This is a genomic window from Roseibaca calidilacus (assembly GCF_001517585.1).
Classification (GTDB): domain Bacteria; phylum Pseudomonadota; class Alphaproteobacteria; order Rhodobacterales; family Rhodobacteraceae; genus Roseinatronobacter; species Roseinatronobacter calidilacus.
Map to the genome: position 1 here is coordinate 739,110 of NZ_FBYC01000004.1, position 12,866 is coordinate 751,975.

Genomic DNA, 12,866 nt, shown 5'->3' on the forward strand with positions numbered 1-12,866 from the left:
GAGAGCCCACCCACGCAAAGATAGGTAATCCTCATGTCATCGCTCTGGGAATACGCCAACCCACTGAAATTCATGCGCACAACCGATTGGCTGTTGCCAATCGTGGCGGTGGCGGCTGTAGTTGTCACGACCACGGGGCTGATCTGGGGGTTCTTCTTTACGCCCGATGATTTCCGCCAAGGCTCTACCGTGAAGATCGTTTTCATCCACGTTCCCGCCGCGATGATGGCGATCAACGCTTGGGTTATGATGCTGGTGGCGTCTTTGGTCTGGCTGATCCGCCGTCACCATGTCAGTGCTTTGGCCGCGCGGGCGGCAGCCCCCATCGGGGCGACGATGACCGTGATCGGGCTGATTACAGGTGCTGTCTGGGGCCAGCCAATGTGGGGCACATGGTGGGCTTGGGACCCGCGCCTGACATCCTTCCTGATCCTGTTCCTGTTCTACTTGGGCTATATCGCCATGTGGGCCGCAATCGACGACCCGGATACAGGCGCGGATCTGACCGCCGTTCTATGCCTTGTCGGGTCGGTTTTCGCAGTGTTGTCGCGCTATGCAGCCAACTTCTGGAACCAAGGCTTGCATCAGGGCGCGTCGTTGTCGGTGCAGCCCGGCACGCGGATGGACTGGGCCTATAAAGCGCCGCTTTACACCTGCATGGTGGGCTTTGGGCTGATCTTTCTGGCGCTGGTGCTGACCGGCACGCGCACCGAAATTCGCGCCCGCCGCATGAAAGCAATAGCCGCACGGGAGCGCATGGCATGATGCCCGATCTTGGACGATACGCGGTCGAAGTGACATCGGCCTATATTGTGTCACTGGGCCTGATCGGGGCATTGGCGCTTTGGTATGTGGTTCGCGGTCGCCGGGTGCGCCGCGAGTTGGATGCGTTCGAACAGAAACGAGGAAAGAATGGGTAAAATCCGCCCGCTTATGCTGCTGCCGCCGCTGCTGTTCCTTGGTTTGGCGGTGATGTTCTATATCGGCAATTTCCGCGAAGGGCGCAACGACCTGCCTTCGGCGCGGGCCGGGCAGGAAGCGCCCGCACTTGGCGTGCAGCAACTGGGTGAGCGCACCTTGCTGACCGACGCAATGCTGCGCGAAGGCGAGGTGACCCTAGTCAATTTCTGGGCCACATGGTGCCCGCCCTGCCGCGCCGAACACCCGTTTCTGGAAGAACTGGCGCAGGAAGGCACGACCATTTACGGCGTGAATTACCGCGATCAGGCCGATAAGGCGGAAGATTTCCTGGAGGAACTGGGCGACCCCTTCGCCGCCATCGGGTCGGACCCCGCTGCGCGCACGGGTCTGGATTGGGGCGTCGTGGGCCTGCCGGAAACCTTTGTGGTTGCAGGTGATGGCACCATCGAATTCCGCTATGCCGGGCCCATCACGCGTGAGATCATGGAAAATCGTATCCGCCCCGCGATGGAACGCGCGGCGGCGCGCTGACCCGCGAAGAATCTAAACACAAAAACCGGTCTTCCGGTTAAAGGTTTGACCAAAATCAATGTCCTGCCAAAAATCTGATTGAATGGTGGCAAGGCATGACAGGCGGGCGGATAGACCCGTGAAAGGACCAGAACCGTGATTGATATCATTGCGCAATCCCCCTTTGCAGAGATTGCCGCACTGTTGGTTCTGGCCGCCGTAACGGGTTTTGTCGGGATTATCCTGCGTCAGCCCCTGATTGTCAGTTTCATAGCCGTGGGGTTGATCGCGGGACCATCCGCGCTGGACCTTGTGCGCTCGGATGCCCAGATCGGGCTGCTGTCGCAATTGGGAATCGCGGTGCTGCTGTTCCTTGTCGGGATCAAGCTGGATGTCAAACTGATCCGATCGCTTGGGGCGGTGTCCTTGCTGACAGGTCTGGGGCAGGTCGCCTTCACGTCGATTTTCGGCTACCTGATCGGGCTTGCGCTTGGGTTGGGGCATATCACCAGCTTGTATGTCGCCATTGCGCTGACATTCTCGTCCACCATCATCATCGTGAAACTGCTGTCCGACAAGCGTGAGATTGACAGCCTGCACGGCCAGATCGCGCTTGGTTTTTTGATCGTGCAAGACCTTGTGGTGGTGCTGGCCATGATCGTGCTGTCGGCCATCGGGATCGGGGCTGCGGCGGATGGGCATGGCGGTGGCTCGGTGCCCATGGTGTTCGGGTCCGGGGTTGCCATGGTTGGGCTTGTCATCCTGTTCGTGCGCTATGCTGCGGACCCGCTGACCGAAAAGCTGGCCCATGCGCCGGAATTGCTGGTGATCTTTGCCATTGCCATGGCCGCCATGTTCGCAGCGGTGGGTGATCTGGTGGGCCTGGGCAAGGAAGTGGGGGGGCTGTTGGCGGGTGTCGCGCTGGCCTCTACCCCGTATCGCGAAACGATTGCCGCGCGTCTGGCCCCGCTGCGCGATTTCCTGCTGTTGTTCTTTTTCATCGCGCTTGGGTCGGGGCTGGACCTGTCGCTTCTGGGCACGCATGTGCTTGGTGCGATTATCTTTTCGCTATTCGTGCTGATCGGCAACCCCCTGATCGTGCTGGCCATCATGGGGGCGATGGGCTACCGCAAGCGCACGGGGTTTCTGGCAGGTCTGACAGTGGCCCAAATCAGTGAATTTTCGCTGATCTTCATAGCGATGGGTGTGACTATCGGCCATGTGCAGGAGGATGCGCTGGGGCTTGTGACCATGGTGGGCCTCGTGACCATCGCGGCCTCGACCTATATGATTACCTACTCGCATCAGATTTATGCCCGGCTTGATCGCTACCTTGGCATATTCGAGCGCAAGGGCACGCCGCGAGAGCCGTCAGAGGCTGGCATGCATCGCAACGACAATCATCAGGTTATTATTTTCGGCTTGGGGCGGTTTGGCACGGCCATCGGGCTGCGGTTGCAAAAACGGGGCATCAAGGTGTTGGGGGTGGATTTCAACCCAAGCGCCATCAGGCGTTGGCGTAACTTGGGGCTGGAAACCGAATTCGGCGATGCCAGCGACCCCGAATTCGTGGCGGAACTGCCCTTGCCCCATGCAAAATGGATCGTCTCGACCGTGCCGATCCACCCGACCGGGCTTAGCCATGAAGATACACGCAGCACGCTGATACAACTGACCCGGATGTCGGGCTTTCCGGGGCGCATTGCGGTCGCATCGCATAATGCGCGCGATACTGAGGAGTTATTCGCCTCTGGGGCAGATGTGGTTCTGGAGCCGTTCCATGACGCTGCTGACCGGGCGGTTGAGTTGCTGTGCGGGGCTGAAAGCGAAGAACGCCTGGCGATACCGGCCATCGAATCTGAAGAACGCGAAACGACCTAATCCCGTAGCACGAAGGCCAGCACTTCTTCCGCGCCGCCCGACACCAGCACAAGTTCCCAGCGCCCGGTGCGGGTGAATTGTGCTTCGGCAGCCTCGCCCTGTTGCACCAGCGGGATATCGTCGCTGTCGGTAAAGCGTAGGCGCAGGCGGTCTGCCTCGTCCAGCGGTGTGACCGTCAAAAGCACCTTGTATTCGCCATCGACCGCGATTTCGGCGCGCCGGGGCGGTGTAATCTTGTTGGTTTCCAGCACAAGCTGTTGATTCGGACCGACAATCGGCAGCGGGTCGCGCACGAAGAAGGTGACAGAGGCCATCACCGCAACAAAGGCCAGAAACAGCCCAAGGAACACGAAAGCGATGATGCGGGTGGCCATGGTCTCTCCGAAATTTGGGGCACAGTAGCCCAAGCGCCGGGCAAGGGAATACCCCGGCGCGGGTGGGCGCGCCGGGGTCGGTTGCGATTGTGAAGCGTTTACGCGGCCTTGGCGAGGTTGCGCAGCACGTAATGCAGCACGCCGCCATGTTCGACATATTCCTTCTCTATGCCGGTATCGATGCGGCATTTCAGGGTGATCGTCTTTTCCGTGCCATCGGGGTAAGTGATGGTGCAGGGCACTTCGGAAAGTGGCTTAAGGTCATCCTCCAAGCCATTGATGTTAATGACTTCATCGCCCGTCAGGCCAAGGCTTTCACGGGTGTCGCCGCCGGTGAATTCGAACGGGATAACGCCCATGCCGACAAGGTTGGAGCGGTGGATACGCTCAAACGATTCCGCGATCACGGCCTTCACACCCAGCAGGTTTGTGCCTTTGGCCGCCCAGTCACGGCTGGAGCCTGCGCCATATTCCTTGCCGCCGATCACCACCAAGGGCGTGCCTTCGGCCTGATAGGCCATCGCGGCGTCGAAAATACTGGTCTGCTGACCATCTGGCCCCTTGGTGTAGCCGCCTTCGACCCCGTCCAGCATGGCGTTGCGAATGCGGATATTGGCGAAGGTGCCGCGCATCATCACCTCGTGGTTGCCGCGGCGCGAGCCGTAAGAGTTGAACTCGCGCACCGGAACCTGACGTTCTTCCAGATAGCGGCCAGCCGGGGTGCTGGCCTTGAAGCTGCCCGCCGGGCTGATGTGGTCGGTCGTGACCATATCGCCCAACAGCGCCAGAATGCGCGCGCCTTTCAGGTTGGAAATGCTGCCCGCTTCGGCCCCCATGCCCCGGAAATAGGGCGGGTTCTGGATATAGGTGGACGACGCTGGCCAGTCATAGGTTTCCGAGTCGGTCGTCTGCACGGCCTGCCACTTTTCGTCGCCCTTGAACACATCGGCATATTTCGACTGGAACGCTTCGCGCGTGACGGTCGCTTCCACCAGATCGGCCACTTCTTTCTGCGTGGGCCAGATGTCTTTCAGGTAGACATCTTTCCCCTCTGGCGTTTGTGCGATCGGGTCTTTGGTGATGTCGATATTCATGTCACCGGCCAGAGCATAGGCCACGACCAAGGGCGGGCTGGCAAGATAGTTCGCGCGCACATCGGGCGAGATGCGCCCTTCAAAGTTGCGGTTGCCCGACAGAACGGACGTGGCGATCAGGTCATTGTCGTTGATCGCCTTCGAGATTTCCTCTTGCAGCGGGCCGGAATTGCCGATGCAGGTGGTGCAGCCATAGCCCACAAGGTTGAAGCCGATGGCGTCCAGATCGTCTTGCAGATCGGCGGCTTCCAGATAGGCAGAGACGACCTGAGAGCCGGGCGCGAGCGAGGTTTTGACCCAAGGCTTGCGGGTCAGACCCAGCGCGCGGGCTTTGCGCGCGACCAGACCGGCCCCGATCATCACATAGGGGTTCGAGGTGTTGGTGCAGGACGTGATCGACGCGATCACGACAGAGCCGTCGCGCAGGGTGTAATCCTCTCCGGTCACGGTGGCGGATTTACGCGGGTCGGCAGGCGCAGTGGGCGCGGGGCCTTCATCTGCCATTTCGGCGGCCTCGGTCGTGGCAGCCACACCGCGATACTCCGACACCACGTCCAGAAACTTTGCGGCCGCTTGGTCCAGCGGGGTATGGTCCTGCGGGCGCTTGGGGCCGGAAATGGCAGGCACCACGCTGCCCATGTCCAATTCCAACGTGCTGGTATAGACCGGCGCGTAATCGGCACCGCGCCAGAAGCCGTTTTCGCGTGCATAGGCTTCGACCAGCGCCACGCGGTCCTCGTCGCGGCCGGTCTGGCGCAGGTAGCGCAGGGTTTCATCGTCAATCGGGAAGAAGCCACAGGTCGCGCCGTATTCTGGGGCCATGTTGGCAATGGTGGCGCGGTCCGCCAGCGGCAAGTTGTCCAGCCCCGGACCGTAGAATTCGACGAATTTGCCCACAACGCCGTGCGCGCGCAGCATCTGCACCACTTTCAGCACCAAGTCGGTGGCGGTGGTGCCTTCGACCATGGCACCCGTCAGCTTGAAGCCCACAACTTCGGGAATCAGCATCGACACAGGCTGGCCCAGCATTGCGGCTTCAGCCTCGATCCCGCCAACACCCCAGCCCAGTACGGCCAGACCATTGACCATGGTGGTGTGGCTGTCGGTGCCCACCAGCGTGTCGGGATAGGCCACTTCAGCGCCGGTCTGGTCGGTATCGGTCCAGACGGTTTGCGCCAGATATTCAAGGTTTACCTGATGGCAGATGCCGGTGCCCGGCGGCACCACGCGGAAATTGTTGAACGCCTTCTGGCCCCATTTCAGGAAGGTGTAGCGCTCGATATTGCGCTCATATTCGCGGTCCACGTTCATCTGGAAGGCGCGCGGGTTGCCGAATTCGTCGATCATCACCGAATGGTCGATGACCAGATCGACCGGGTTCAGCGGGTTGATCTTTTGCGCATCGCCGCCCAAGGCTTTGATGCCGTCACGCATGGCGGCCAAGTCAACCACGGCGGGCACGCCGGTGAAATCCTGCATCAGCACGCGGGCAGGGCGGTAGGCAATCTCGCGCGGGTTCTTGCCGCCTTGTGTGGCCCAATCGGCAAAGGCGCGGATGTCGTCGGTCGTGACCGTCTTGCCGTCCTCGAACCGCAGCATGTTTTCCAGCACCACTTTCAGCGCGGCGGGCAGCTTGGCGAAATCGCCCAAGCCTGCGGCCTGCGCGGCGGGGATGGAGTAATAGGCAATGCTCTTGCCTGCGACGGTCAATGTCTTGCGCGCACCCGCGCTGTCGTGGCCGACTGTAATGGTCATTTGGCTGAGCCTTCTGCTAAATTGGGTGACAGGGGTCTTGGCCCCTTGCATTTGCCATTGCTCGCCGTATCGATCAAGGGCTATTGCGCATTTTTGTATACCGTTGTGCACAATTTTGCGGTTTTCCTGCGGTGTCGCCCGCGCTGTGGCCAATGTGCAGCGTGCAGGCACTTCTCGCAAAACCTTGATTGGCCCTTGTGCAAGGGGGTGGTTAGATCGCAACGCACCAACAGAACGGAAAGCCCATGCGCCAGCACTCTGCCTTAGCATTTGCCCTTTGCGCGCTGATCGGATCTGCCGGTCCGCTATGGGCGCAGCAAAACCCGGTTGTGGTCGAACTCTATACCTCGCAAGGCTGTGCGGCCTGCCCGCCGGCCGATGAACTGCTCAACCAGATGGCGGATCATGACGCTATTTTGCCATTGGCGCTGCATGTCGATTACTGGGACTATATTGGCTGGGCCGACACTTTTGGCAAAACGGCGTTCAGCGAGCGGCAAAAAGCCTATGCCCGCGAGATGGGGCGCAAATCCGTCTACACCCCGCAAATGGTCATTGGCGGCGTGGATGACGTGCAGGGCAATGCCACGATGCAGGTCATGGCGCAAATCGCCGAACACCGCATGAACCCGGTCGGCGGCGGGCGGGTGTCCGTTCAGATCACGGCCCGCGACGGCGGCGGTGTGACGATCACTGCGCAATCTCCGTTGGGGTTGGACCATGCGGTCGATGTTCAGCTTGTCCGCTTTCTGAACGAGGCGACTGTCGAGATTCTGGCCGGAGAGAATGAGGGCCGTTTCCTGACCTATCGCAACATCGTGACCGATTGGAACATGCTGGGCGCGTGGGACGGGTTGGAGCCCTTCAACCATACCGTGACAGAGAATCTGCCCCAAGGCTCCGGGATGGCCGTTCTGGTGCAAGAGCAAGGTCAGGGGCCGGTCCTTGGGGCCGCGCGCTATCCCTGACGGGCTGACGCAAGGTGTGCCTTGGCAGAGCGGTGCGCGCACCCCATATTGACGGGGAACAGCGCAAGGAACCGCCGCTATGTCGATTACCCTGACCGTGAACGCCGCCGAAATCCAGACAGATGCCGCGCCGGACACCCCGCTTTTATGGGTGCTGCGCGACGAGTTGGGACTGACCGGTACCAAGTTTGGGTGCGGTATTGCCGCTTGCGGGGCCTGCACCGTGCATGTCGCGGGCCAAGCCGTGCGGTCGTGCCAAGTGGCGGTGGGCGATCTGTGGGGTCCGGTCACGACCATTGAAGGGCTTGGCGGCCAGACGCCCCTGCAAGCGGCGTGGGAACGTCACCAAGTCGCGCAATGCGGCTATTGCCAGTCCGGCCAGATCATGCAGGCGGCGGATCTGCTGGCCAATAATCCTGCGCCCACCGATGCCGATATTGACGCCGCCATGAGCGGCAACCTGTGCCGCTGCGGCACCTATACCGCCCTGCGCGCGGCCATCCATGATGCGGCGCGCGCGATGGGGTCAGACCAATGAGCACCTTGGGCAAGATCACGCGGCGCGGGCTTTTGCTGGGTGCGGTCGCGGTGGCGGGCGGCGCGGCATTTGGCGTCTATCACATTCGCAAACCGGTCGAAAACCCGCTGGCCCCCGATCAGGGCGCCACGTTGAACCCCTATGTCATCATTGACCAGACGGGTGTGACCATCATCGCGCCGCGCGCCGAAATGGGGCAGGGCGTGCACACCACCCTTGCCGCGCTTGTAGCCGAAGAACTGGACGTGGATTTCGCGTCCATCCGGGTCGAGCATGGCCCGCCCTCTGCCGCTTATTACAACGGCGCGCTGATGCATGGTGCGCTGCCCGTTGCCGATTACGCCATGAAGGATTGGCAACATAGCGTGGTCGGCGGGCTTGGCGCAGTCAGCAAGCTGCTGGGGTTGCAGGTGACGGGTGGGTCCACCTCGACCGTCGATGCCTATGAGAAGATGCGGCTGGCCGGTGCTGGCGCGCGCGAGGCGCTGAAGGCGGTCGTAGCCGACCGTCTGGGGGTGAACAGAGCGGAGTTGCGCACCGAAGACGGGGCTGTCATCGCCCCCGACGACAGACGTATTCCCTATGCCGATTTGGCGGAAGAGGCCGCCGCGCGCCCGGTGCCCGATGTAACCTTGCGCCCGCAATCAGAGTGGAAATTGCTGGGTCGTGCTTTGCCGCGCCCCGATATGCGCGCCAAGATCACGGGCAAAGCGCAATATGCAACCGATATCCAACTGCCGGGGATGAAATTCGCCACCGTCCGCATCTGCCCGCATCTGGGCGGCGGCATGGCGGGGTTTGATCCCGCGCCTGCGCTGGCCATGCCCGGCGTTGAACAGGTGATCGACATGGGCAATGGCGTGGCCGTGGTCGCGCGCAACACATGGGCCGCGCTGGAAGGGGCGCGGGCGGTGGATATCACATGGACAGACTCGCCTCTGCCTGCCGATATGGACGGCATGTTCGCCGCTATAGAGGCCGCGTTCGACACAGAACCAAATTCCACCCTGCGCGATGAGGGTGACGCGACCACCTTGCCAGACGGCGCGATCAGCGCCGAGTATCGCGTGCCCTTCCTTGCCCATTCCACGATGGAACCCCAAGGCGCAACGGCATGGTTGCAAGACGGGCGCATGACCCTTTGGGCTGGCAACCAAGCGCCGCGCCTCTGCGTGCAAAAGGCGGCTGAAGCGTCTGGGCTGGCCGAGGATGCGATCACCCTGCACACGACCTTTATGGGGGGCGGGTTCGGGCGGCGCGCGGAAACCGATGCGGTCGCCCAAGTCGCCCGCATTGCCGCCGCCATGCCCGGCACGCCCATTCGCCTGACATGGTCGCGCGAGGAAGATATGGGGCATGATTTCTACCGCCCCGCCGCCATAGCGCGGATGCAAGGCGCGCTAGATCAGGGCCGCATCAGCCATTTCAACGCCGCGATTGCCGCGCCATCCGTCACCCGCGCCGCCATGACGCGGATCATGGGCCGCGCGCCCGGCGGGGCCGATAAGGGGCATGTCGAAGGCGCGTTCGACCAGCCCTATGCGATCCCGAATTACCGCGTGGCGGGGCATCTGGCCGATCTGGACGTGCCCATCGGCTTCTGGCGGTCGGTGGGCGCGTCTTTCAACGGGTTCTTTCATGAAAGCTTTGTCGATGAATTGGCCCATGCTGCCAGGGCCGACCCGCTGGCGTTTCGGCTGGCGCATGTCGCGCCCGAAAGCCCGGTTGCCGCAGGCGTGCTGACCCGCGTGCGCGAGATGTCGGGCTGGGACACGCCCCTGCCCGAAGGCCGCGCGCGCGGCGTGGCGATGACATGGTCTTTCGGCACGCCCACGGCGGTGGTGATCGAACTGGCGCAGGATGGCGAGCGCATCCGCATGGACCGTGCCTTCATGGCCTGTGATCCGGGGCTGGTGCTGGACCCCGGCATTGTGCGCGCGCAGATGGAATCGGGGCTGATCTACGGGCTATCGGCGGCGGTGATGGGCAAGATCACCTTCGCGGGTGGCGCAGTCGAGCAAGCCAATTTCCCCGATTATGACGCCTTGCGCATGGTCAACACGCCGCGCATCGAGGTCGCGATCCTGCAAGACAACCCGCATATGGGCGGTGTGGGGGAACCCGGCACACCGCCCGCCATGCCCGCGCTCGCCAATGCGCTGTTTGCCCTGACAGGCACACGCGCGCGCAGCCTGCCCCTGCGCGATGTGGCGGATTTCGGGGTTTAGGATTGGTTCACGCGGGGCAGTGGCCAAGGCCGCTCAAACCAGTTCTTTGAAAATCTGATGTCAGAAACTCTTGGCATAACTTTCTTAAGCTATGTCAGGTTTCTGGCAACTGATAAGAGCGCGCCTTCCTGCGTCGTGCCGCATCTGTCGCTTTGGGTTCCTCTCAGCCTCTCGGCGCGGTGCGATCCCGAATGTTGAAGGCGTGCGTCACCGCGTTGCAACCAGCACGGCCACCGGCCCGGCATAGAGCGCCAAACTACCATCCGGCAGGTGCTTGATCCCGGTGGCAGCTTCCAGCGCGTCCAGAAAGCGGATTTCAAGATTGGACTGGTTGGCCGGGCAGCTTAGACGCGTGGTGCCAAGGTCGGTGACCTGCAAACGGGTTTCGGCAATCGCGGCGCGGCCAAGGTAGCGGTTGCAGTTTGTCCGCCCCGAAAGCCGCCCGGCATTAACCTGAACCGAGAAATCCGTCATCCTTTCATCCGCGCGGGGCAGGGGCAGCCCATACAGATGCGTGACCTGCCAGACCGGCCCTTCCAGCGCATGCAGCGGGTTGCCCGCGCAGCCCGGTGGAAAACTGGCCCCCGGGGCCGAAAGCTGCGCGGTGAAGGGATAGGGCATGTCCAGCCCCGGAAGCTGGCAAGGGCGGTGTTCTACCCGCAGGGTCTGGCGTCCGATTCTGAATGCATACACGTCATCGGCGGTTCGGGTGATCTTGGTCGGGGCAAGCTCTGGCACGGGATCGGCCGGCGGCTCTGGCGTGGTCAGAACCATGGACCCGGCGACTTCTGTGTGCACTTTCCAGCTTGCATCCGGCCCCAGTGCCGTCAGCGGCAGGATGGGGCGTGCGGGAATGGCTTGGCAGCTGTCGATCAGCGTGCCTTCGGCGGTTTCCAGTTGCAGCAGGCCGGGCGCGCGGTTCAGGACCGTCCCGTCGGGGGCGGTAAACCTCCCTTCCAGCGCCGCGGGGCTGAAGCGTTGGCCCTCTAACCGGACCGCGTCGCCATCGGGGAAAAGCGCGATCACCTGCCCCGAATTGCACAGATACGCGTCAGAGAAACTTGCGCTCAGCGCCGCGTTTAGCTGCATCTGTTCGGGCGCTTGCCCGCCTTCGACGGGGGCGCGCGCGCTTTGCAACGCAAAAGCATCATCCACCAACGCGCCGACCTGCACTGTGCTGGCTTGGCGAGACAGGCTTGGCAGGGGCAGCACCGCGTTGCGCGTGTCGGCGGGCAGGGTCAGGCGTTGGGTGTCCAGAACAGCGCCTGCCGTGTCACGGGTGACGGCGACAATCTCTGTTGCCGGGGCTGTATCGGTCGGCCAGTCAAGCGTCAGGGCCACGTCACGCGCCTGCACGCCCTGTGCAAGGGCTGTGATTGCGCAGGATATGGCAATGACACGCATAGGCCTGGCCCCGGACCGAAGCCGCGCAAGAGGGTCAGGCGCGTTCGGAATACTCGAAGGTTTCGGTGTTGACGACGATGTCCTCGTCCTGCCCGACGAAGGGCGGCACCAGCACGCGCACGCCATTGTCCAGCAGGGCGGGCTTGAAGCTGTTGGCCGCGGTCTGGCCTTTGACGACCGGTTCGGTTTCAACAACCTTGCAGATCACCTTTTGCGGCAGCGTCATGTTCAATGCTTCCTCGCCGTAATATTCCACCGTGACGGTCATGCCGTCTTGCAAGAAAGGGCGGCGGTCGCCAAGGATCTCGGCATCCAGTTCGATCTGCTCGAATGTGTCCATATCCATGACCACAAGGCGGCCATCGGTTTCATACAGAAATTGCTGGTCTTTTTGCTCCAGCCGCACACGCTCGACCTTGTCATCCGACCGGAAGCGTTCGTTCAGTTTGCGCCCATCGCGCAGGTTCTTCATCTCGACCTGGGCAAAGGCGCCGCCCTTGCCGGGTTTCACATGGCCCACTTTCACCGCGGCCCACAGGCCGCCGTCATGCTCCAACACATTGCCGGGGCGAATTTCGTTACCGTTGATTTTGGGCATGGGACAAACCTTGGCGAGGACGCGACTTTTCTTGTCGGATGCTATATCGCGTGATGCCAAGCCGCGCAAGAACAGGATATGGAGCCGCCTTGTGATGTGCTATGCAAAATTTGCATGGGTGGTATGCGTTGGCGGGCTAGCGAATCAGTCTTCAAAAAGGGTAGGCAGGCGTTCGCGGTGAATGCAAGAGCAAGAACAAAGGAAAGAACATGTTTGATGCGGCGGATGGAACGGCGTTTACCCATGAGCAGGGCGCGCGGGCACGCAAGCTGTTTGCGGCGGTGGTGCTGGCGGCGCTGGATGACGCGATCGCCGATGACAAGAAATACGGCAACGGGCCGGAACAGATTGCCCGCTGGGCACGCTCGCGCGATGGCCGCGAAGTGCTGAGCTGTGCGGGAATCGACCCCAATGAGCGCGTTGTCGCCGGATTGATGGAATTCGTGGCCAAGGGTGTGCGCACCTCTGTTGCGCTGTCGCGCGAGGAAAGTGAACGCCGTGCCGCAGCCGAGGCAGAGGCCGAAGCGGCCTGAACAACGCTGGACCGGACCTGAAAAAACCCCGCATCCGTGATCGGTGCGGGGTTTTTTCGTGT

At 62.0% G+C, this 12,866-nt stretch carries 12 protein-coding genes; 8 read left to right on the forward strand and 4 right to left on the reverse strand.

Annotated features, from left to right (window positions below):
* Positions 1 to 33 precede the first annotated feature (33 nt).
* The 4 genes from AWT76_RS07130 to AWT76_RS07145 all read left to right on the forward strand — a co-directional run bounded on the left by AWT76_RS07130 (position 34) and on the right by AWT76_RS07145 (position 3,312).
* Positions 34 to 765, forward strand: a complete 732-nt coding sequence (locus AWT76_RS07130) for a heme ABC transporter permease (RefSeq protein WP_072245737.1) — start codon at positions 34 to 36, stop codon at positions 763 to 765.
* On the forward strand, positions 762 to 920 hold the full coding sequence (gene ccmD, locus AWT76_RS07135) for a heme exporter protein CcmD (protein WP_176699358.1): 159 nt from the start codon (positions 762 to 764) through the stop codon (positions 918 to 920). The genes AWT76_RS07130 and ccmD overlap by 4 nt, the downstream gene beginning before the upstream one ends.
* Positions 913 to 1,452, forward strand: a complete 540-nt coding sequence (locus AWT76_RS07140) for a DsbE family thiol:disulfide interchange protein (RefSeq protein ID WP_072245738.1) — start codon at positions 913 to 915, stop codon at positions 1,450 to 1,452. The genes ccmD and AWT76_RS07140 overlap by 8 nt, the downstream gene beginning before the upstream one ends.
* A 135-nt stretch (positions 1,453 to 1,587) precedes the next feature.
* A complete protein-coding gene (locus AWT76_RS07145; RefSeq protein ID WP_072245739.1) occupies positions 1,588 to 3,312 on the forward strand; it encodes a cation:proton antiporter in 1,725 nt (574 codons plus the stop codon).
* Here the strand turns inward: AWT76_RS07145 and AWT76_RS07150 are convergent.
* Both AWT76_RS07150 and acnA read right to left on the reverse strand, forming a co-directional pair.
* Complete coding sequence (locus tag AWT76_RS07150) at positions 3,309 to 3,686, reverse strand: hypothetical protein (protein WP_072245740.1); 378 nt, start codon at positions 3,684 to 3,686, stop codon at positions 3,309 to 3,311. The two genes, AWT76_RS07145 and AWT76_RS07150, sit on opposite strands and share 4 nt — an antisense overlap.
* A 98-nt stretch (positions 3,687 to 3,784) precedes the next feature.
* Positions 3,785 to 6,535: an aconitate hydratase AcnA gene (gene acnA / locus AWT76_RS07155; RefSeq protein WP_072245741.1), complete on the reverse strand. Its 2,751-nt coding sequence runs from the start codon at positions 6,533 to 6,535 to the stop codon at positions 3,785 to 3,787.
* Positions 6,536 to 6,780: 245 nt separating this feature from the next.
* On the opposite strand from acnA, the gene AWT76_RS07160 reads away from it, so the two are divergent.
* The 3 genes from AWT76_RS07160 to AWT76_RS07170 all read left to right on the forward strand — a co-directional run bounded on the left by AWT76_RS07160 (position 6,781) and on the right by AWT76_RS07170 (position 10,269).
* Positions 6,781 to 7,503, forward strand: coding sequence for a DUF1223 domain-containing protein (locus tag AWT76_RS07160; protein ID WP_072245742.1), 723 nt, complete (start codon positions 6,781 to 6,783; stop codon positions 7,501 to 7,503).
* Between the two features lie 79 nt (positions 7,504 to 7,582).
* The gene (locus AWT76_RS07165) at positions 7,583 to 8,041 is read left to right on the forward strand and encodes a (2Fe-2S)-binding protein (protein ID WP_072245743.1); all 459 of its coding nucleotides are present in this window, start codon (positions 7,583 to 7,585) and stop codon (positions 8,039 to 8,041) included.
* Positions 8,038 to 10,269 carry a xanthine dehydrogenase family protein molybdopterin-binding subunit gene (locus tag AWT76_RS07170; protein ID WP_072245744.1) on the forward strand — a complete coding sequence of 744 codons (2,232 nt, stop codon included), beginning with the start codon at positions 8,038 to 8,040 and terminating at the stop codon, positions 10,267 to 10,269. The genes AWT76_RS07165 and AWT76_RS07170 overlap by 4 nt, the downstream gene beginning before the upstream one ends.
* 207 nt (positions 10,270 to 10,476) lie before the next feature.
* Here AWT76_RS07170 and AWT76_RS07175 read toward each other — a convergent pair whose 3' ends face one another.
* Both AWT76_RS07175 and efp read right to left on the reverse strand, forming a co-directional pair.
* Positions 10,477 to 11,673 (reverse strand): META domain-containing protein, encoded by a 1,197-nt coding sequence (locus AWT76_RS07175; protein WP_072245745.1) that lies wholly within the window; start codon positions 11,671 to 11,673, stop codon positions 10,477 to 10,479.
* A 34-nt stretch (positions 11,674 to 11,707) separates the two neighbouring features.
* Positions 11,708 to 12,271, reverse strand: a complete 564-nt coding sequence (efp, locus tag AWT76_RS07180) for an elongation factor P (RefSeq protein WP_072245746.1) — start codon at positions 12,269 to 12,271, stop codon at positions 11,708 to 11,710.
* 209 nt (positions 12,272 to 12,480) lie between these two features.
* Between efp and AWT76_RS07185 the strand changes: the two genes are divergently transcribed.
* Complete coding sequence (locus AWT76_RS07185; protein ID WP_072245747.1) at positions 12,481 to 12,804, forward strand: DUF6280 family protein; 324 nt, start codon at positions 12,481 to 12,483, stop codon at positions 12,802 to 12,804.
* Positions 12,805 to 12,866: the final 62 nt, after the last annotated feature.